The organism is Polaromonas naphthalenivorans CJ2, assembly GCF_000015505.1.
GTDB lineage: Bacteria > Pseudomonadota > Gammaproteobacteria > Burkholderiales > Burkholderiaceae_C > Polaromonas > Polaromonas naphthalenivorans.
Window position 1 is genome coordinate 4,278,436 of the sequence record NC_008781.1, and the last position, 18,792, is coordinate 4,297,227.

The 18,792-nt window shown below is 64.9% G+C and carries 20 protein-coding genes; 14 read left to right on the forward strand and 6 right to left on the reverse strand.

Going from position 1 to position 18,792, the window contains the following annotated elements; translation table 11 throughout:
- Positions 1 to 4 precede the first annotated feature (4 nt).
- Positions 5 to 2,875 carry a two-partner secretion domain-containing protein gene (locus PNAP_RS25150; RefSeq protein WP_011803370.1) on the forward strand — a complete coding sequence of 957 codons (2,871 nt, stop codon included), beginning with the start codon at positions 5 to 7 and terminating at the stop codon, positions 2,873 to 2,875.
- A gap of 36 nt (positions 2,876 to 2,911) precedes the next feature.
- Positions 2,912 to 3,739, forward strand: coding sequence for a hypothetical protein (locus PNAP_RS20000; RefSeq protein ID WP_157040340.1), 828 nt, complete (start codon positions 2,912 to 2,914; stop codon positions 3,737 to 3,739).
- A gap of 46 nt (positions 3,740 to 3,785) precedes the next feature.
- On the opposite strand, the gene PNAP_RS20005 is transcribed toward PNAP_RS20000, so the two are convergent.
- Positions 3,786 to 4,739 (reverse strand): ketopantoate reductase family protein, encoded by a 954-nt coding sequence (locus PNAP_RS20005; protein WP_011803372.1) that lies wholly within the window; start codon positions 4,737 to 4,739, stop codon positions 3,786 to 3,788.
- 130 nt (positions 4,740 to 4,869) lie between these two features.
- On the opposite strand from PNAP_RS20005, the gene PNAP_RS20010 reads away from it, so the two are divergent.
- The 11 genes from PNAP_RS20010 (at position 4,870) to PNAP_RS20055 (ending at position 14,257) form a co-directional block, all read left to right on the forward strand.
- On the forward strand, positions 4,870 to 5,184 hold the full coding sequence (locus PNAP_RS20010; RefSeq protein ID WP_011803373.1) for a type II toxin-antitoxin system RelE/ParE family toxin: 315 nt from the start codon (positions 4,870 to 4,872) through the stop codon (positions 5,182 to 5,184).
- 3 nt (positions 5,185 to 5,187) lie between these two features.
- Complete coding sequence (locus PNAP_RS20015; RefSeq protein WP_011803374.1) at positions 5,188 to 5,508, forward strand: addiction module antidote protein; 321 nt, start codon at positions 5,188 to 5,190, stop codon at positions 5,506 to 5,508.
- A gap of 215 nt (positions 5,509 to 5,723) precedes the next feature.
- On the forward strand, positions 5,724 to 7,070 hold the full coding sequence (locus tag PNAP_RS20020) for an NAD(P)-dependent oxidoreductase (RefSeq protein ID WP_011803375.1): 1,347 nt from the start codon (positions 5,724 to 5,726) through the stop codon (positions 7,068 to 7,070).
- A gap of 50 nt (positions 7,071 to 7,120) precedes the next feature.
- Positions 7,121 to 8,428: an NAD-dependent dihydropyrimidine dehydrogenase subunit PreA gene (gene preA / locus PNAP_RS20025; RefSeq protein ID WP_011803376.1), complete on the forward strand. Its 1,308-nt coding sequence runs from the start codon at positions 7,121 to 7,123 to the stop codon at positions 8,426 to 8,428.
- Positions 8,429 to 8,492: 64 nt separating this feature from the next.
- Entirely contained in the window at positions 8,493 to 9,938 is a 1,446-nt protein-coding gene (hydA, locus tag PNAP_RS20030; RefSeq protein ID WP_011803377.1) for a dihydropyrimidinase, read from the forward strand.
- Positions 9,939 to 9,962: 24 nt separating this feature from the next.
- On the forward strand, positions 9,963 to 11,219 hold the full coding sequence (locus tag PNAP_RS20035; RefSeq protein WP_011803378.1) for a Zn-dependent hydrolase: 1,257 nt from the start codon (positions 9,963 to 9,965) through the stop codon (positions 11,217 to 11,219).
- 194 nt (positions 11,220 to 11,413) lie between these two features.
- Positions 11,414 to 12,796, forward strand: coding sequence for a hypothetical protein (locus PNAP_RS20040; RefSeq protein ID WP_157040341.1), 1,383 nt, complete (start codon positions 11,414 to 11,416; stop codon positions 12,794 to 12,796).
- A 317-nt stretch (positions 12,797 to 13,113) separates the two neighbouring features.
- Entirely contained in the window at positions 13,114 to 13,290 is a 177-nt protein-coding gene (locus tag PNAP_RS27750) for a hypothetical protein (RefSeq protein ID WP_011803380.1), read from the forward strand.
- 192 nt (positions 13,291 to 13,482) lie between these two features.
- The gene (locus tag PNAP_RS28350) at positions 13,483 to 13,593 is read left to right on the forward strand and encodes a WG repeat-containing protein (RefSeq protein WP_083758072.1); all 111 of its coding nucleotides are present in this window, start codon (positions 13,483 to 13,485) and stop codon (positions 13,591 to 13,593) included.
- A gap of 34 nt (positions 13,594 to 13,627) precedes the next feature.
- On the forward strand, positions 13,628 to 13,816 hold the full coding sequence (locus PNAP_RS20050; protein ID WP_041376848.1) for a hypothetical protein: 189 nt from the start codon (positions 13,628 to 13,630) through the stop codon (positions 13,814 to 13,816).
- A 54-nt stretch (positions 13,817 to 13,870) separates the two neighbouring features.
- Positions 13,871 to 14,257 (forward strand): group III truncated hemoglobin, encoded by a 387-nt coding sequence (locus tag PNAP_RS20055; RefSeq protein WP_011803381.1) that lies wholly within the window; start codon positions 13,871 to 13,873, stop codon positions 14,255 to 14,257.
- A gap of 39 nt (positions 14,258 to 14,296) precedes the next feature.
- Here the strand turns inward: PNAP_RS20055 and PNAP_RS20060 are convergent, their stop codons facing one another.
- The gene (locus PNAP_RS20060) at positions 14,297 to 14,671 is read right to left on the reverse strand and encodes a ribonuclease HepT family protein (protein WP_011803382.1); all 375 of its coding nucleotides are present in this window, start codon (positions 14,669 to 14,671) and stop codon (positions 14,297 to 14,299) included.
- A 74-nt stretch (positions 14,672 to 14,745) separates the two neighbouring features.
- On the opposite strand from PNAP_RS20060, the gene PNAP_RS20065 reads away from it, so the two are divergent.
- Positions 14,746 to 15,099 carry a hypothetical protein gene (locus PNAP_RS20065; RefSeq protein WP_041376849.1) on the forward strand — a complete coding sequence of 118 codons (354 nt, stop codon included), beginning with the start codon at positions 14,746 to 14,748 and terminating at the stop codon, positions 15,097 to 15,099.
- On the opposite strand, the gene PNAP_RS20070 is transcribed toward PNAP_RS20065, so the two are convergent.
- The 4 genes from PNAP_RS20070 to bioB form a co-directional block, all read right to left on the reverse strand.
- Complete coding sequence (locus PNAP_RS20070; RefSeq protein ID WP_011803383.1) at positions 15,066 to 15,551, reverse strand: SgcJ/EcaC family oxidoreductase; 486 nt, start codon at positions 15,549 to 15,551, stop codon at positions 15,066 to 15,068. The two genes, PNAP_RS20065 and PNAP_RS20070, sit on opposite strands and share 34 nt — an antisense overlap.
- A 157-nt stretch (positions 15,552 to 15,708) precedes the next feature.
- The gene (locus PNAP_RS20075) at positions 15,709 to 16,206 is read right to left on the reverse strand and encodes a VOC family protein (protein ID WP_041376850.1); all 498 of its coding nucleotides are present in this window, start codon (positions 16,204 to 16,206) and stop codon (positions 15,709 to 15,711) included.
- Between the two features lie 258 nt (positions 16,207 to 16,464).
- The gene (locus PNAP_RS20080) at positions 16,465 to 17,733 is read right to left on the reverse strand and encodes a cytochrome P450 (RefSeq protein ID WP_011803385.1); all 1,269 of its coding nucleotides are present in this window, start codon (positions 17,731 to 17,733) and stop codon (positions 16,465 to 16,467) included.
- Positions 17,733 to 18,770 carry a biotin synthase BioB gene (gene bioB, locus PNAP_RS20085; protein WP_011803386.1) on the reverse strand — a complete coding sequence of 346 codons (1,038 nt, stop codon included), beginning with the start codon at positions 18,768 to 18,770 and terminating at the stop codon, positions 17,733 to 17,735. Before bioB ends, PNAP_RS20080 begins: the two co-directional genes overlap by 1 nt.
- Between the last annotated feature and the right edge of the window lie 22 nt (positions 18,771 to 18,792).

Consider the following 18,792-nt stretch of genomic DNA (forward strand, 5'->3'; position numbering starts at 1 on the left):
GCACATGAAAACAACCCACGCCATCATTGCCGGGGCCCTGTTGGCGACCGCCGTCATGCTCGCCGGCGGCGCCAGCGCCCAGACCGTCGTCAACGGCCAGGCCAGCTTTCAGCAGATTGGCAATGTCCGCACCATCACCAACACGCCCGGCACCATCATCCAGTGGCCCGGCTTCTCGATTGGGGCGGGCGAGGTTACCCGCTTCGTCCAGCAAAACGCTGCGAGCGCGGTGCTCAACCGCATCACCGGACAGGAGCCGTCCTTGATCCTGGGCGCCTTGCAGTCGAACGGCCGGGTTTTCCTGGTCAACCCGAACGGCGTGCTGTTCGGCGCCGGTTCGCGGGTGGACGTGAACGGGCTGGTGGCTTCGAGCCTGACGATTTCCAACAGTGATTTCCTGGCCGGCAAGATGAACTTCAGCGCTGGCGCCGTGGCGGGCCATGTTGTCAACCAGGGGAGCATTTCAACGCCCGGAGGCGGCCAGGTGATCCTGATTGCGCCGCAAGTCGGGAACAGCGGCCTCATCCATTCGCCCGGCGGCGAGGTCGTGCTGGCCGCAGGCCGCAGCGTGAAGCTGGCCGACAGCCAGAACCCGGCCCTGCATGTGGTGGTCAGCGCGCCGCAGGACCAGGCCGTCAACCTGGGCCAGATCGTGGCGCAAAGCGGCCGCATCGGCATCTTCGGCAACCTGGTCAACCAGCGCGGCCTGGTCAGCGCCGACCAGGCTGCAATGGGTGCCAACGGGCAGATCGTGCTCAAGGCCAGCGGCGACCTGCTGCTCGAAGCCGGCAGCCTGACCAGCGCGAGCGGCGCCGGTGACAGCACCGGCGGCACGATCCACCTTTTGGGCGAGCGCGTGGGCCTGACGGGCAACGCCCGCGTGGACGCCAGCGGCCAGGCCGGCGGCGGCACCGTGCTGATCGGCGGCGACTACCGCGGCCAGAACCCGGCCATCGCCAACGCGAAGCAGGTCTACGTCTCGGGCGGTGCCACCATCCGCGCCGACGCCCTGGCGTCGGGCAACGGCGGCAAGGTGATCGCCTGGTCCGACGGCACGACACGCGTTTATGGCAGCATCAGCGCCCGCGGCGGTGCGCAATCGGGCAACGGCGGCTTCGTCGAAACATCGGGCCACACGCTGGACATGCGGGGCCGGGTCGATACGCGCGCGCCGAACGGCCGCACCGGCACGCTGCTGCTGGACCCGACCAACCTCTACATCGCGAACGACCAGGCCAGCGCCGCCAGCGCGGGCATGACGGGCAGCGACACTTCAGCCGAAACCTTTGTCGCTTCTGGCCCCGTGAGCGATTCGCTCCTGACCGTCGCCACCCTGGAGGCTGCGCTTGCAAACAACATGGTGACCGTGACCACCGACAACGCATCGGGAACGGGCGCCGGCATGATTCACGTGGTCAACCCCGTGACGTGGGCCAGCGACACGGGCCTGACGCTGCATGCCAACGCGGGCATCGAGATCAACGCGGCCCTCACTGGCGGGCGCGGCAGCCGGCTGGAGCTGTACACGGCTTCGGGCAACATCAACCAGACGGCGCCCCTCAGCGTGGTCGCACTGTCGGCCCGCGCCGACAACGGCTCGGTCAATCTCACCCATCGGGACAACCAGGTTGAGCGACTGGCCGGTTTTGCCAACGGGGCCGGCGGATTCAACTACCGCGGCAACGGCACGCCGCTGGTCATCGGCATGGCCGGCCCTGAAGACGGCATCACTTCGCTGGGCAGCGGACCCATCAACGTCGCTGTCACAGGCGACCTCACACTGCAAAGCCCGGTCAGCTCGCAGGCGGGCGACATCGTTCTGGCCGCCGGCAACTTTGACAACCAGTCCACCGTGGACTCGGTCAGCGGCCGCGTGACGGTGCAGGGCGCCGTGCTGCGTCCTTCGCTGGCCGACTGCATCGCCAACACGGCGCTGGCCGGCTGCACGGCCGTGCTGCCCATCCTGGCGGCCTGCCAGGCAGATCCGGCCATTCCCGGCTGCTCGGCTGTGCTGCCACCCCCCACGCTGGACGCCTGCATCGCCGCCCCGGCCACAAGCGGTTGCGCTGCGGTGCTGCCAACGCTGACCCAATGCACGATCGCACCTTCGACGGCCGGCTGCTCGGTGGTGTTGCCGACCTTGGCCTCATGCATTGCCTCACCGACGCTTGCGGGCTGCGCTGCGGTGCTGCCTACGCTGGCTCAATGCGTCGCCTCGCCGGCGCTTGCGGGTTGCGCTGCGGTGCTGCCCACGCTGAGTCAATGCATCGCCTCGCCGGCGCTTGCGGGCTGCGCTGCGGTGCTGCCTACGCTGAGCCAGTGCACCATTACACCTTTGACAGCGGGGTGCTCGGTGGTGCTGCCGTCCCTGAACGCATGCGTCGCCTCGCCGGCGCTTGCGGGCTGCGCTGCGGTGCTGCCCGCGCTGAGCCAATGCATCGCCTCGCCGGCGCTCGCGGGCTGCACTACGGTGCTGCCCACGCTGGCCCAATGCGTCGCCTCGCCGGCGCTTGCGGGCTGCGCTGCGGTGCTGCCCAGGCTGAGTCAATGCGTCGCCTCGCCGACGCTTGCGGGCTGCTCGGTGGTGCTGCCGACACTGGCTCAGTGCACGGCCTCTCCTACCTTGCAGGGCTGCTCGGCCGTGCTGCCGCCAGCGTCTATCTGTGTCAGCAACCCTGCCAGCCCGGGTTGCGCGGTCGTGGTGCCGCCTGTCCAGATCGGCGCCAACTCACCTGTGGACCAGGCTTTGAATGCGACGATCAACATCATCAACACCAGCGGCAACGGCACTGCGCTGCTGACCCAGCTATTCACTCAGCCAAATGATGCCAGGGGCACAGCAGATGCGTCAATCAAGAAAACATTTTGCAACTGACCAGGGCCGATCATGAACAACCACTCCTATGCCATCGTGGCCCTCATGTCAGTGATGTCGCTTTTCGGGGCGCAGACAGCACACGCCGGCACCCCGGCTGGCGAAGTGACGCAGCTCAGCGGCTTCGTCATGGCGGTCAAGGCCAATGGCGCGCTCAAAGTGCTTTCGCCGCAATCGATTGTCGAAGTCGGTGACACCCTGGTGAGCGAGGAGAACACCTACGTTCGCCTCGGCTTGGCCGATGGCCGCCAGGCCGTGCTGGGACCGCAGACCCGGCTCGAATTCACCCATGCAAACGCACTGAACCTGGCGACCGGCCAGCTCCAGGTCCAGGCCGCCGCACCGCCCGGCGCCACTCGCCTGAGCATCGTTGCGGGCGGGACCACCGTTGACGCCGGCACCGCCAGCTTCAACCTTTTCTACCGGCCCGACCCGGCCGCCGCCCTCGCACGGCGTGCGTACGCGCGGGCCAGCCTGGCCCTGGCTGCCAGCCCGGTGCAAAGCGATGCCGGGACCGCACTTCCGATGTGGGAACAGGTGGCGACGACGTTTATCCAGCAGTACGTCGCCCCTACTGCCGGCGTCCCAACTTCCGTCACCCCGTCGAGCCCAACATCCGGGACGCGCGCCCCAGGCTTGCATGTGTTCGTGACCGATGGCCTCATCAGTGTCTCGAACGCCGGAGGCTTGCAAAATTTCTCGTCCGGGCAGTTTGGCTATATCCGTTCCTTCACCACTCCGCCGGTCGTGCTGCCCAACAACCCGGGCATTCCATTCTCTCCACCGCCAGCCTTCACCTCGAGCCCAAGCGCCTCTGCCGGCACGCCCGCCAACAGCAACGTGATCGATTGCGTAGTGCGCTGAACCCAAAAGCGCTCCCGCGCCCAAGCGGCTCACGAGACGACATGCCCTACGTGCGCCTGGCCTCCATCAGCTTCACCAGCGCCCACAGCACCCGGTTTGCCGGCGTCGCCACGCCCAGCGCCTCGCCGCGCCGCACGATCAGGCCGTTGAGGTAGTCGATCTCGCTGCGCTTGCCGCGCGCCAGGTCTTGCGCGGTCGATGACAACTGGCCGGGCATGGTTTCGGCGATCTTGCGGATGGCCGCGTCCACGTCGCCGGCCACCTGCACGCCTTCGGCGCTGGCCACGGCCTGGCATTCGGCCACCACGTCGCGCATCACGTCCGCAATGCCCTCGCCCGCCACCGCCTTGCCATACGGCAGCTGGGTGATGGCCGAGACGGCGTTGTAGGCGCAGTTGAGGATCAGCTTGGCCCACAGCGCGCCGCGCACGTTGGGGGATATTTCCGTGGGCACGCCGGCGGCGATCAGCGCTTGCGCCACGGCTTCGCCGGACAAGGATGCGGAATGGACGGGCTCGATCACCAGCTCGCCCCGGCCGTGGTGCCTGACGTGGCCGGGGCCGGCCATTTCGGTGGCGACGTAGACCACGGCGGCGGCCACCGCGTGCCGGGGCAGCACGCTACGCAGCCGCTCGGCGTTGTCCACGCCGTTTTGCAGGCTCAGCACCAGCGCATCGGGCGCCAGGTGCGGCCGCAGCAGGGCGCCGGCCGATTCGGTGTCGAGCGACTTGACGCAGAACAGCACCAGTTGCGCGCCTTGCGCCGCGCCGGGTTCGGTGCTGGCGGCCAGGCGCACCTGTTCGTCAAAGGTCGTGGCCTGTAGGCGCAGGCCGTCTCTGGCGATGGCCTGCGCATGCTGGGGCCGCGCGATCAGCACGACCTCATGCCCGGCGCGGGCCAGCATGCCGCCGTAGTAGCAGCCGACGGCGCCCGCGCCCATCACGGCGACCTTGAGGCGATTTTTTGCGGGGCGTGCTTCGTCGGGCGGGATGCTGGCCATGGCTGGATTCTCGTGTGGGGAATGGAACGGCCGATTCTAGGCAGGGCTGAAGCGGCGCGTGCAGACCGGGGCCGGGCGCTGGCGTTTGCAATGCATTTGGCGCTGGCCACGGCTTGCGAATCTGTAAACCATGGATTACATTACGCCCATGCTACAAGTCCTGCGCACCCATGAGTTCGATGCCTGGATCAGCGGGCTTCGTGACAAGGTCGGGCAAAAGCAGGTTCTGGCGCGTCTTGCCCGTCTCTCGCTGGGCCACTGGGGCGACTGCAAGCCTGTTGGCGGCGAAGTCACCGAACTTCGCATTGACTCAGGCCCCGGCTACCGCGTCTATTGCTGGAAAGACGGTGCCACGGTCGTTGTTGCCTTGGGCGGGGGCGACAAGTCTGGCCAGGACAAAGACATTGCGAAGGCCCAAGGCATGGTCAAACTTTTGAAGGAGTGAACGATGAACCCCACAGCCGCCGAAAAACTGGGCATCCAGCCCTTCGATGCCGCCGACTACCTGCAGTCCGATGAAGACTGCGCCATGTACCTGCAGGCCTGCATTGAAGAGGCGCCTGACGATGCCGCCCTGTTTGCCAGGGCGCTGGGCGATATCGCCCGCGCGCGCGGCATGATGCAGCTCGCCCGCGACACCGGAATCACCCGCGAAGGACTCTACAAGGCCTTGGGCGAGCAAGGCAACCCGAGCCTTTCCACGGTGCTGAAGGTGCTGCACGCCCTTGGCCTGCGGCTGCAGGTTGATCCACGGCCGGACCACGCATAAGCGCTGCTTGACGCCGCAAGTCCGGGCATCGGGCACGGATGCGGTGCATGCCTGCACCGCATCGAGAGCGCCAAAGCCTGGATACCGGGGCTGAAACAAGCCCTGAACCGCTGGATTTCCCTATCTACCCGGTGGCACATGACTTGCTAATATGGTTTTAAACCTGACCAAATAGTCAGCTTCAAAGCCAGACCCCCATCACAGGAGTTGCCAGCGTGTCCACCCCCTTGCTTTCCGACATCCGTGCTGGCCGCTTGGGCGCCAGCGACTACGCCCTGCGCTTTGCCGACGCCAGCCCGCGCCTGACTGGCGCGCAGGCCGTGCTTGAAGCCGAGCGCTGCCTGTACTGCTATGACGCGCCCTGCGTCACCGCCTGCCCGACCGGCATCGACGTGCCGTCCTTCATCCGGCGCATCGGCGACGGCAATGTTCGCGGCGCGGCGCGCACGATTCTCGAATCGAATCCGCTGGGCGGCATGTGCGCGCGGGTCTGCCCGACCGAGACGCTGTGCGAAGCGGCCTGCGTGCGCACGACGCAGGAAGGCAAACCCGTCGCCATCGGCCGGCTGCAGCGCCACGCGGTCGATGCCGTCATGGAAAGCGACCGGCCGCAACTGTTCACCCGCGCCCCGTCCACCGGGCGCCGGGTGGCGGTGGTGGGCGCCGGGCCGGCCGGGCTGGCCTGCGCACACACGCTGGCGCTGCTCGGCCACGAGGTGGTGGTTTTCGATGCCCAGGCGAAAGCCGGCGGGCTCAACGAATACGGCCTGGCCGCCTACAAGACGCCGGACAACTTCGCCCAGCGCGAAGTGCAGTGGCTGCTGGCCGTCGGCGGCATCGAGGTGCGCACCGGCTGGAAGCTCGACACCGTCGCCCAACTGGACGCGCTGCGCCAGGACTACGGCGCCGTGTTCCTCGGCATGGGCCTGTCCAGCACCCAAAAACTCGGCGTTCCGGGCGAAGACCTGGCCGGGGTCGAGGACGCGGTGGACTTCATCGCCCGGCTGCGCCAGAGCGAGGACAAGTCGCTGCTCCCCATCGGCCGGCGCGTGGTGGTGATCGGCGGCGGCATGACGGCGGTCGATGCGGCGGTGCAAAGCCGGCTGCTGGGCGCCGAGAGCGTGCACATCGCCTACCGGCGCGGCCCCGAGACCATGTCGGCCTCTGTCGATGAGCAGCACTGGGCGCAAACCAATGGCGTGACGATCCGCCGCTGGCTGGCACCCGTCGAAATCAGCGGCGAGGACGGCCAGGCCAGCGGCGTGATGTTTGCGCGCCAGGCACTGGTCAACGGCCAGTTACAACCCACCGGCGAGACCGAATTCATCGCCGCCGACATGGTGTTCAAGGCCATCGGCCAGACGCTGGGCAACCCGGTTTTGACCGAATCGGGACTGGCGATGCAGGGCGGGCGCATCAAGACGGCCGCAGACGGCGCGACCAGCCTGCCCGGCGTCTGGGCGGGCGGCGACTGCCGCACCGGCGGGCTGGACCTGACGGTCGAAGCCGTGGCGCATGGCAAAGCCGCCGCTCAAGCCATCCACGCCCACATCAGCCGCTGAGCGATCAAGCCAGCCCCGCCACTAACCCATTGCGCACCCGGAGTCTCCCCATGGCCAACCTGCAAACGAATTTCATCGGCATCCACAGCCCCAACCCGTTCTGGCTCGCGTCCGCACCGCCCACCGACAAGGCCTACAACGTGAACCGCGCCTTCGAGGCCGGCTGGGGCGGCGTGGTCTGGAAGACGCTGGCCGAGGCCGGGCCGACGCTGGTCAACGTCAACGGGCCGCGCTACGGCGCGCTGCTCTCGCCCGACCGACGGCTCTTGGGCTTCAACAACATCGAACTGATCACCGACCGCGACCTGGAGATCAACCTGGCCGAAATCATCCAGGTCAAGCGCGACTGGCCCGAGCGCGCGCTGGTCGTCTCGCTGATGGTGCCGTGCAACGAGGCGGCCTGGAAATCCATCCTGGCGCGCGTCGAGGACACCGGCGCCGATGGCCTGGAGCTGAACTTCGGCTGCCCGCACGGCATGAGCGAGCGCGGCATGGGCTCGGCCGTCGGCCAGGTGCCCGAGTACATCGAGATGGTCACCCAGTGGTGCAAGCACTACAGCCGGCTGCCGGTGATCGTCAAGCTCACGCCCAACATCACCGACATCCGCATCCCGGCGCGCGCGGCCCGGCGCGGCGGCGCCGATGCGGTGTCCTTGATCAACACCATCAACTCCATCATGGGCGTCGATCCGTATTCGCTGACCATGCTGCCCTCGACCGGCGGCAAGGGCTCGCACGGCGGCTATTGCGGCCCGGCGGTCAAGCCGATTGCGCTGAACATGGTCGCCGAAATCGCCCGCGACCCGCAGACCGCCGGCCTGCCGATCTCGGGCATAGGCGGCGTGGGCAGCTGGCGCGATGCGCTGGACTACATCGCGCTGGGCGCGGGAACGGTGCAGGTCTGCACGGCGGCCATGGTCCATGGCTTCAAGATCGTGCAGGAGATGAAGAGCGGCCTCTCGGACTACATGGACGAGATGGGTTTTGCGTCGATTGACGACTTCCGGGGCCGGGCGCTGCCGACCGTGGCCAACTGGAGCGAGCTCAACCTCAACCATGTCTCCAAGGCGGTGATCGACCAGGACAGCTGCATTTCCTGCGGCCGCTGCCACATCGCCTGCGAGGACACCTCGCACCAGGCGATCAGCGCCATGAAAGACGGCAAGCGCCACTTCGAGGTCAAGGAAGACGAGTGCGTCGGCTGCAACCTGTGCGCGCTGGTCTGCCCGGTGCCCGAATGCATCACGCTGCGCGATTTGCAGCCCGGCGAAAAGGACTTGCGCACCGGGCGCATCGTGAGCGATAAACACGCGGACTGGACGACGCACACGAACAACCCGATGCGCATCCCGGTTTAAGCATTAAATATGCCTTTTGCGCATATTCCACCTGCACAAGCAGCTATTTAATCAGGAGCAACCGATGACATCCATCTTGATCCGTGGCGGCACCGTGGTGAACGCCGACCGCGCCTTCCGCGCCGATGTGCTGACGCAGGGCGGCCGCATCGCCGCCGTCGGTGAAGCGCTGGAGGCGCCTGCTGGCGCCCTGGTCGTCGATGCCGGCGGCCAGTACGTGATGCCCGGCGGCATCGACCCGCACACGCATATGCAGCTGCCCTTCATGGGAACGGTGACGATGGACGATTTCTTCAGCGGCACGGCGGCCGGCCTGGCGGGCGGCACCACCAGCATCATCGACTTCGTGATTCCCGCGCCGCAACAATCGCTGATGGACGCCTACCAGACCTGGCGCGGCTGGGCCGAAAAATCCGCCGCCGACTACGGCTTTCATGTCGCCGTCACCTGGTGGGACGAGTCGGTTCGGCGCGATATGGGCACGCTGGTGCAGCACGAAGGCGTGAACAGCTTCAAGCATTTCATGGCCTACAAGAACGCCATCATGTGCGACGACGAAACGCTGGTGAACAGCTTCAGGCGCTGCCTGGAACTGGGCGCCATGCCCACGGTGCATGCCGAAAACGGCGAACTGGTGTTCATGCTGCAAAAGGAAATCGCTGCCCAGGGCATCACCGGCCCCGAAGGCCACCCGCTGTCGCGCCCGCCGATGGTCGAGGCCGAGGCGGCGAACCGGGCGATTGCGATTGCCGATGTGCTGAACGTGCCGATCTACGTCGTGCATGTGTCGTGCGTCGAAGCGCTGGAAGCCATTGCACGCGCCAGAGCCCGCGGCCAGCGCGTCTATGGCGAGGTGCTGGCCGGGCACCTGGTGGTCGATGACAGCGTCTACCGCCACCCCGACTTCGCCACCGCCGCCGCGCATGTGATGAGCCCGCCTTTCAGGCCCAAGGCCAATCAGGAATTCCTGTGGCGCGGCCTGCAGGCGGGCAACCTGCACACCACGGCGACCGACCACTGCACCTTCTGCGCCGCGCAAAAAGCGGCGGGCAAGGACGATTTCGCCAAGATTCCGAACGGCTGCGGCGGCGTCGAGGAACGCCTGGCCGTGGTCTGGGACGCGGGCGTGAACACCGGCCGCCTGACGCCCAGCGAATTCGTCGCCGTCACCTCGGCCAACACCGCCAAACTGTTCAACATCTACCCGCAAAAAGGCAGCGTGTCGGTCGGTGCCGACGCCGACCTGGTGGTCTGGGACCCCGAGGGCACGAAAACCCTGTCCGCCAAGACCCAGCACAGCAAGGGCGACTTCAACATCTTCGAAGGCCGCACCGTGCGCGGCATCCCCAGCCACACGCTCAGCCAGGGCGAACTGGTGTTCGTGCAGGGCGACCTGCGCGCCGTTCAGGGCAAGGGCCGCTATATCAAACGGCCGGCTTTTGGAGCAAACTTCGCGGCGGCCAAGCTGCGCGCTGAAACGCTGGCACCCAGCCCCGTCGTGCGCGCCTGAGCCCCCAACCTCCCGGAGAACCCCATGGACACTGCAACCCCCACCGGCATCGACAGCCTGCGCATCAACGGCGAGCGCCTGTGGGCCTCGCTGATGGAACTGGCCCAGATCGGCGCCACGCCCAAGGGCGGCGTCTGCCGGCTCACGCTGACCGACCTCGACAAGCAGGGCCGCGACCTCGTCACCGGCTGGGCCAGGGAGGCCGGCATGACGGTCACCATCGACCGGATCGGCAACGGCTTCATGCGCCGCGCCGGGCGCAACAACGCCCTGCCGCCCATCGTGACCGGCAGCCACATCGACACCCAGCCGACCGGCGGCAAGTTCGACGGCAACTACGGCGTGCTGGCCGGCATCGAGGTCGTGCGCACACTGAACGACCACGGCATAGCAACCGAAGCGCCGATAGAAGTCGCCTTCTGGACCAACGAGGAGGGTTCGCGCTTCGTGCCGGTGATGATGGGCTCGGGCGTGTTCGCCAAGGCCTTCACACTCGAACACGCCTATGCCGCGACCGACACCGAAGGCAAGACCGTCAGGGACGAGCTGGCGCGCATCGGCTACATCGGCGAGCAGGAGCCCGGCGACCATCCGATTGGCGCGTATTTCGAAACCCACATCGAGCAAGGCCCGGTGCTCGAAGACAACGACGTGACCATCGGCGTGGTGCAGGGCGTGCTCGGTATCCGCTGGTTCGACTGCACGGTGACCGGCATGGAAGCGCACGCCGGCCCGACGCCGATGGCGCTGCGCAAGGACGCGCTGCAGGTCGCCACCCTGCTGATGCAGGACGTGGTGGCCAGCGCGCACCGCCACGCGCCGCACGGGCGCGGCACCGTGGGCATGGTGCAGGTGTTTCCGAACAGCCGCAACGTGATTCCGGGCCGGGTGAAGTTCAGCATCGACCTGCGCAACGCCACCGACGCGCTGGTCGATGAAATGGCCGACGAGGTCAAGGCCTACGCGGCCGAACTGAGCGAGGAAATGGGCCTGCCCATCCACATCGAGCTGGTGTCGAGCTACCCGGCGCAGGGTTTCAACCCCGGCTGCGTCGATGCCGTGGCCCAGGCCGCCCACAAGCTCGGTTACTCAAGCATGCCGGTGGTCTCCGGCGCCGGCCACGACGCGGTGTACATGGCCCAGCTGGCCCCGGCAGGCATGATCTTCATCCCGTGCAAGGACGGCATCAGCCACAACGAGATCGAGGACGCCAAGCCCGAGCACATCACGGCCGGGTGCAATGTGCTGCTGCACGCGATGCTGGAGCGGGCTGGGGTTTGACAGCGTCATCCTTTAGCGTTTGGGAAAGTATTTGCTGCGAAAGTGTTGGTGCTTAATCGGCCGTCTCAAAAACAAAAACGGCTCACAACTTCGAGCTGATTTTTTTCGTCACTGTGGTTTATGCTGTATTTAAATTTATTTACAACCTAAACGGCGCGAGGCATCATTCCCTTCACATTCATGGAGGGCATACCTTGGCTAGACCAACATTCAAAATCGACCAGAAACGGCTGCGTAGTTTGCGGCAGGAATCGCCGCTGACCCAGCTCGAAGTGGCGAGACAGGCTCACGCTATTTTGGGGAAATCCACCAAAACGGCTGACGCGACCATCCTCAGCAGTTACCAGCGCATTGAACGAACCGGCAACACGAGCAAGGTAATGGCTGCTGCCGTGGCGCAGGTTTTTGAAACCACGGTTGAAATACTTCAAGGTGGAAACGTGCCGGAAGATTCTGCGGATGTTGTCAGCCGGATTGAGCAGCAACTCCGTGAACAGAAAAAGTCGGGAAGTAACCTTGCGCTTCAGCGTGCTCTTGTTCAGCACGTCGAAACGTATTCCGGGACAACCAACGAAGACGATTGCATGCGTGACTTCGCTGAAGACATTGGCGCGCAAATTGAGGTTGCCCAGATCGGCCAGAATTCAAGCGAAATCGCACGGCTTGCGGAGTTGACGGGCTGGTCAGCGGAGCAGTTGCAACAGCCGGACGGTGTCCATGGGCATTGGCTGTTACTCACTTCGGTGTATGGCTCACGGGAAACAGAAATCGTTCTGGGTGTTAGCGCGGTAATGTATCGAATCCGCGAAACTGTTGGAAAGTGGGCGAAATGGCCGCAAAGCGATGTTCGCATCACCCTGCGTCGTTCACTTCCCTGGTTTCACGTTGACATAGTCCATCCGTGTATTAAGCATCGACGCTTGACATTCAGTTTTGTTCGATGCCGGCCGGAGGTCAGCGGTTTGAAATGGGTCAATCCAACCTGGCGAGATCAATTCTGGCTTGAAGAACCATTGCAAAACTGGGCATTCAGCAATACAAATTTTTTCACCGGCTTCGATGGAAAGGTCATGCCTGAAGATGTTCGCCGATTGAGGTTTCGAGTGCTAGAACGTGTTGCCAAGGGTGAACCTCAACGTGTGGCGTATGTAAAAAGCGATCTGAAAGAAGAGTTGCCGGAACAAAACTTTCAAAGTTTCAAGTCAGAGGGAAATAGTCACTCTCTTGCGATCAATTGGCTTGGCAATGGCTTGGCACGAGCTTTGGCACCACATCTGACCGCCTATCCGCCTGAATGCTGGAAGATCAGGCCTGGCACTTGCCATATCGCCATCCTGCTCGACATACCGTACAAGTTGGTGCGCGCAAACCTGGATCTTGTTTACAGCAACGGCATCAGGTACAGCATCGACCTCGTCGAAGAAACTTCGCCCGGTGTCTATCAATCTGCCCCGTGGCGGGATGACAGTGTTGCCCAAGTCAGCAGCCTGCTCGAAAACGACATGCTTCAAAAGCGCGATGGCCTTGACCACGAAGAGGCGCTGCAGTTTGTGAGCCTGCCGGCCTCACCAAACTAAATCACCACAAGTTCCTGAGTTGCGCGGGCGGTGCTCCGGGTTCGCGCAACTTCCTCAAAATTCCGGGGTGCAAGGAAAAACTATGTTCATGAAACTCGAAAACGGCCCCAGCGAAACAGGCAAGCCATCCGGCGGTGGTCGCGGCAACAACCCGCCACGGAAGTAATTAGGCAGGGGAAATACAGGGTTTGCTTTTAGCTGTCAGACAGATGCCAATCTATCTGCTGATGTGCCAAAAACATCCTTGTATTTGCTCCCGCCATCAAATTATTCAAACAATTATTACCAGACATTAATTTCAAAATTGGAGAATTCAAATGGGCAGAACCGCCAACGATGATCGCAGTGACAGCATGAACCCAAACAACGATGCTTACGACGCAGGCATGGACAACCATGCCAACCAGCTCAACCCCAATAACGATGCTTATCAGGGGGCCAATGATGATGACGAGATGGACCAGGGGGATTGCTTTGAACATGGCCGAGATTGAATCCACCATGCATTCAAAGAACACAGCCATATTCAAACCCCTTGCCATTGCCGTCCTGGCAGCGTCTCTATTCGTTCTGGGCGCCTGTGGTTCCACGGGGCCGAAATACCGCAATGTTGGGTCTTACAGTGAGGGTTTGGCTCCTGTACAGGCCAGCGCCGGGAGGTGGGGGTTTATTAACGAGCGCCAAGAATGGGTTATCCAACCCGGTTTGAAGATGCCAGGGCATTTCAAGCTGGAAAAGCCGCCGTAAAACATAATGGAAAATGGGGCTTCATCAATAAACGGGGCGATTGGCTATGACCCATTAAACAAGAGTCAAGCTTTAGGAAATCGCATGGAATACGGCTCCAGCGCACGTTACACCTGCACATTCAGCTACTTATTTCATAGCAAACAAAAACCCCGCAACAGCAGCGCCACCCCACACCCGGCCATCCGCGCATGGGCTTGCGGCGCAAGCCCCGGCCACACGCGCCATGCGCAGCGGCCGCCCCACCGCATGGCACTGCTTTTGCTGCAGTGACTGCGCGCGCCATGCAGCCGTATGGTTTGTCGCTGTTGCTGCAAGGAATCCTGGATGACCGCTCCCGCCGCCTCGCCCCTAACCGAAGACCACCTTGCCCGGCTCGTGCAAGTGTTTTATGAGCGCGCCCGCGCCCATCCCGGACTTGGGCCGCTGTTCAACACGGCCGTGGCCGATTGGGAACACCACCTGGGCATCGTGCAGGACTTCTGGTCGCACGCCCTGCTCGGGACACAACGCTACACAAGCCACCCGTACCCGGTGCATCTGGGCCTGCCCATCCGGCGCGAGCATTTCGGGCAGTGGCTGGACCTGTTCCGCCCCGCCGCGCTGGAAACGCTGCCCGGCGACGCCGCAGCGCGGGCCATTGCGCAGGCCGAACTCATGGCCGCGAGCTTTCGCGCCGGGCTGTTTCCTTTCGATCCGCTGCACGCGCCCTGAGCCAAGCACTCCAGGCGCTCCAGGCGCGCCGGCTTCGCGTCACATCTCGAAACGCCAGAGTTCGGGCAACTGCCGCCGGTAGCGCCGCAGCTCCTGCCCCGCCGGCGGCAGCCAGGCTTCGATGACCGTCCAGACCAGCGCGCGGGCTTTGGCGTCGCGTGGCGGCAGGTGTTCGCCCAGTTCCACCCAGCTTTCCCAGTCCACCCGGGGCATTTGCCCGCGCACGTCTTCGGGCAGGTTGCGGGCGGTGTCGGCCATGTGGCGCAGGTGTTTTTCCACCTCGGGCCGGGCCAGGCGCGAGGCTTCGTACTGCGCCTGGCTGGCATCGCCCACCAGCACCTGAATGGCCCAGCCGGCTTCAAAGAAGTTGGCCAGCAGCGAGGCGACGTAAAGATTGTTCGAAGTGGCGTTCATGCGCGGGTTCCTGACAGCGTGGTTTCACATGAAAGCACGCATCAGGCCAACAGGCCGCAGCCGCGCAGCAGCAGTTGCACGACATGCCCGGTGGCGCGCGCATGGGCTTCGGGCGCCAGGCTGGGCGCCCCGGCACGGCGCTGATACGCTATTGGTTTGTGATCTTCTTGCGCCCGCCCCTATTGCGCAAAAGGCATTTTGCGGTGTTTCAAGGCTTTCGCGCACGTCCGCATTGCGAAAACAGCTATTTATTTGATAGCGTTTCGGATGGCGAGACGCGCCTGATCGAGGCGCTTCGATCTTCGGCGGGCAAGGTCACTTTTGACTGGCCGGGAAGCGGCTCTTTCAGCGTTTGGCAGGGGATTTGCCGCGAAGAGTCAGGCCCGTTGGCGCCTCAGTTCTTCTCCGGCATTGCGGAAGAGTGGTGACTTGTGATCAACCACTGCTTTCCGTCCCACCTGTAGGTGTAGGTGTAGCGAGCCTTGACTTGAGCACCCGTGGCGCCAAAGGTGAAGGTATAAAGTCCGGCATCGACCGCGGTGTTGCAGCCCATCTCGATGGTTCTTGAATCGATCTTGCCGACGGGCTTGTTTTCGAGGAAGTGATGGAAATAGTCCTCCTTCTCGGCCGCCGTGAGTCGCGGCTGGTTCGATACGGTCGGAAGCAGGATGGAGCGGTCGGCGTAGTTGGCGACAACCTGGTGCGGATCGCCGGTTTGCAGCGACCGATTCCATCGGTCAAACAAAGCCGCGATTTCCTGCTCATTGCTTGCCCTGCAAACCTCTGTTCGTGCTGGCGCGGTTTCAGACCCGGATGGGGCTGACGCGCAACCTGAAAGAACGGCGGCGAGCACTGCTGACAGAACATAGGGATTTCTCATGGGCGATCCTCGAATGGAGATTGAAAAATGTCGGCGCCTGGCGAACCCGCTGCATCACGAAAGTCCGTTCAGGCGCAAAGCAGCCGGTCGCCAGAACAGGTCGCTCAGCCATCCCCTCAAATCTGAACAGGAGGGAATCCATGCGGAACACGCTGCATCAACTTGAGGATAGATTTTGGCCCAGCCGTGCCGCCTCTATCGCGGCGATGTCGATCTTTTTCATGCTCATCATCGCGTCGAACACGCGCTTGGCCGCCGCACGATCAGGGCCGGACAGCGCCGTGGTGAGGGCGCGCGGGGTGATCTGCCATGACAGGCCCCATCGGTCCTTGCACCAGCCGCACGCGCTTTCCTGGCCGCCATTGCCGACGACCGCGTTCCACAAGCGGTCGGTCTCAAGCTGGTCGTCGGTCGCGATTTGAAAAGAGAAGGCCTCGCTGTGCTTGAAGTGCGGGCCGCCGTTCAGCCCGATGCAGGGGATTCCGGCGACGGTGAACTCGACCGTCAGGACATCGCCCTGCTTGCCGTCGGGATAGTCGCCCGGGGCGCGGAGGACGGCGCCGACGGCGCTGTCGGGGAAAGTCTGGGCATAGAAGTTCGCGGCGTCAACGGCGCCGCCCTCGTACCACAGACAGATCGTGTTCTTGCTGGTCATTTCGTGTCTCCTGAAGCGTTGATCACCCGGCATCCGCCGCCGTCCCAACCACTCCAATCGTACGCATCGCGGGATTTCGGTCAGTCGGAGGGGACTGATGCCGTTGTAGGGATCCGCCGATGCCGCACACGCCTGCGGCGGGCGCGGGCCGCTCGACAGACCCGGCGCGCCAGGATGGCACCGATACGCTATTGATTCATGAGCTGCCTGCGCCCGTCCTTATTGCGCAAAAGGCAGTTTTCATCATCAAAACCCGGTTCAGCAAGCCGCCACGTTGCGCACCGGCAGCGCCAGCAGCCCGCGATAGACCGGATTGCTCCCCCACTGCGGCGCGGCGCCGGCCAGGCACAGCCCCGGCCAGCGCCGCAGCACCTGGCCAAACACGATTTCGGCTTCCATCAGCGTGAGCGCCGCGCCGATGCAGACATGCGCGCCGGAGCCGAAGGACATCGAGCCGCCGTCGCGCCGGGCGATGTCGAGCCGGTCGGGCTGCGCATAGCGCGCCGGGTCGCGGTTGGCGGCGCCTATCAGCGGCAACACCAGGTCGCCCCGGCGCAGCAGCTGGCCGTGCAGCACCAGCTCGGTCGTCACGCGGCGGCCGGTGTACTGCACCGGGCTGTCGTAGCGCAGCAGCTCGCGCACCGCGCCGGGCAGCAGTTCGGGCGATTGCTGCAGCTTTTGCCACTGCGCCGGATGGCTGAGCAGCGCCTGCAGGCCGTTGCCCAGCAGGTTGCGCGTGGTCTCGTGGCCGGCGAACAGCAGCATCGCGCATTGCGCCAGCAGCTCAGGCCCGCCCTCGATCTCGCCGGCGGCTTCGGCCAGCACCAGGCGGCTCACCAGGTCGTCGCCGGGCGCCTGGCGCCTGCGCGGCAGCAGCGCCTCGAAATAGCGGCACATCGCCAGCAGGCTGGCCTGGGCGCGCCGCGCCTGCTCGCGCCCGGGCTGCGCGGCGCCGATGAAGGTCGCCAGGTCGTCCGACCAGACCATGAAGTCGTCCTGCGCAGAAGCCTCGATGCCCATGAGCCGGGCAATCACGCGCACCGGCAGCGGGCGGGCCACGGCCTGCATGAAGTCAAACGGGGTGTTGCCGGTATTCCTGGCGCTGGCGGCTTCGGCGCGGTCGAGCAGCTCGCCCACCGCCTGCTCGATGTACGGCGCCAGGCCGCGGATCACCTCGGGGCGAAAGCCCGCGTTGAGCACCTTGCGGATGCGCGTGTGGTCGGGCGCGTCGAGGAACAGCAGCGCGCGCGAAAACAGCTTTTGAAAGCTGCTCAGCTCGCCCGGCGCGTCCTCGCGGTCCTTGACCCAGGCGCCGGTTCGCTGCGCGGAAAAGCGCGGGTCCTTCAGCACCTTCTCGACATCGGCATGGCGCGTGAGCAGCCAGGCGCCGCCGAAGAACTCGTCGCTCCAGTGAATCGGCCCGGCCTCGCTGAGCGCGCGGTAAGTTGGGTAGGGGTCGGCGAGGAAGGCCGCATCCACGATGGGGCGGCCGAGCGCGCCGGCCGGCGGCGTCAGGACGGCATTCATCAGCCTTGCACCGTGGCGGCGGGGCGCTCGCCCTGCACCTTCAGGCCCAGGCGCGCGAACAGCTGGCGGTCCTTGTCGGCCTGCGGGTTGCTGGTGGTCAGCAGCCGGTCGCCGTAGAAGATCGAGTTGGCGCCGGCCATGAAGCACAGCGCCTGCAGGGCTTCATCCATCTGCTCGCGCCCGGCCGACAGCCGGACCATGGTGCGCGGCATGGTGATGCGCGCCACGGCAATCGTGCGAACGAACTCGAACGGGTCCAGCGGCGGCGTGTCGGCCAGCGGCGTGCCTTCGACCGCCACCAGGTTGTTGATCGGCACCGACTCCGGATACGGCTCCAGGTTGGCCAGCTGCGCGACCAGCCCGGCGCGCTGCGCACGGCTTTCGCCCATGCCGACAATGCCGCCGCAGCAGACGTTGATGCCCGCGCCGCGCACATTCTCCAGCGTGTCGAGCCGGTCCTGGTAGGTGCGGGTGCTGATGATGCTGCCGTAGAACTCGGGCGAGCTGTCGAGGTTGTGGTTGTAGTAGTCGAGGCCCGCGTCTTTCAAGGCCTGCGCCTGCTCGGCCTCCAGCATGCCCAGCGTCATGCAGGTTTCCAGCCCCAGGCCGCGCACTTCGCGCACCATCTCGGTGACGCGCTCCATGTCGCGCTCTTTCGGGCGGCTCCAGGCCGCGCCCATGCAAAAGCGCGTCGCGCCCTGGTCCTTGGCGGCCTGCGCGGCGGCCATCACCTCGTCGAGCGCCATCAGCTTGCTGGCCTTCACCTCGGTTTCGAAATGGGACGATTGCGGGCAGTAGCCGCAGTCCTCGGCGCAGCCGCCGGTCTTGATCGACAGCAGCGTCGAGAGCTGCACCTGGTTGGCGTCGAAGTTCGCGCGGTGCACCTGCTGGGCGCGAAACAGCAGGTCCATGAAGGGCAAGGCGTACAGGGCTTCGATGTCGGCGACGCGCCAGCGCTGCGGCGCGGCGGCGGCATCCGGGCGGGCCGGCAGGGAGGAACGCAGCGTGGACAGGGGAATGGTGGTGATGGAGGTCATGGATTGGTTTTCAGCAAAATGA

Bases quoted from the DNA above. Each gene is read 5' to 3' on its own strand.
- PNAP_RS20075 (WP_041376850.1), bottom strand. From the start codon at position 16,206: ATGACCAGCAAGAACACGATCTGTCTGTGGTACGAGGGCGGCGCCGTT.
- PNAP_RS20070 (WP_011803383.1), bottom strand. From the start codon at position 15,551: ATGAGAAATCCCTATGTTCTGTCAGCAGTGCTCGCCGCCGTTCTTTCA.
- bioB (WP_011803386.1), bottom strand. From the start codon at position 18,770: ATGACCTCCATCACCACCATTCCCCTGTCCACGCTGCGTTCCTCCCTG.
- preA (WP_011803376.1), top strand. From the start codon at position 7,121: ATGGCCAACCTGCAAACGAATTTCATCGGCATCCACAGCCCCAACCCG.
- PNAP_RS20005 (WP_011803372.1), bottom strand. From the start codon at position 4,739: ATGGCCAGCATCCCGCCCGACGAAGCACGCCCCGCAAAAAATCGCCTC.
- PNAP_RS20055 (WP_011803381.1), top strand. From the start codon at position 13,871: ATGACCGCTCCCGCCGCCTCGCCCCTAACCGAAGACCACCTTGCCCGG.
- PNAP_RS20060 (WP_011803382.1), bottom strand. From the start codon at position 14,671: ATGAACGCCACTTCGAACAATCTTTACGTCGCCTCGCTGCTGGCCAAC.
- PNAP_RS27750 (WP_011803380.1), top strand. From the start codon at position 13,114: ATGGGCAGAACCGCCAACGATGATCGCAGTGACAGCATGAACCCAAAC.
- PNAP_RS25150 (WP_011803370.1), top strand. From the start codon at position 5: ATGAAAACAACCCACGCCATCATTGCCGGGGCCCTGTTGGCGACCGCC.
- PNAP_RS20010 (WP_011803373.1), top strand. From the start codon at position 4,870: ATGGATTACATTACGCCCATGCTACAAGTCCTGCGCACCCATGAGTTC.
- hydA (WP_011803377.1), top strand. From the start codon at position 8,493: ATGACATCCATCTTGATCCGTGGCGGCACCGTGGTGAACGCCGACCGC.
- PNAP_RS28350 (WP_083758072.1), top strand. From the start codon at position 13,483: ATGGGTTATCCAACCCGGTTTGAAGATGCCAGGGCATTTCAAGCTGGA.
- PNAP_RS20080 (WP_011803385.1), bottom strand. From the start codon at position 17,733: ATGAATGCCGTCCTGACGCCGCCGGCCGGCGCGCTCGGCCGCCCCATC.
- PNAP_RS20015 (WP_011803374.1), top strand. From the start codon at position 5,188: ATGAACCCCACAGCCGCCGAAAAACTGGGCATCCAGCCCTTCGATGCC.
- PNAP_RS20035 (WP_011803378.1), top strand. From the start codon at position 9,963: ATGGACACTGCAACCCCCACCGGCATCGACAGCCTGCGCATCAACGGC.
- PNAP_RS20050 (WP_041376848.1), top strand. From the start codon at position 13,628: ATGGAATACGGCTCCAGCGCACGTTACACCTGCACATTCAGCTACTTA.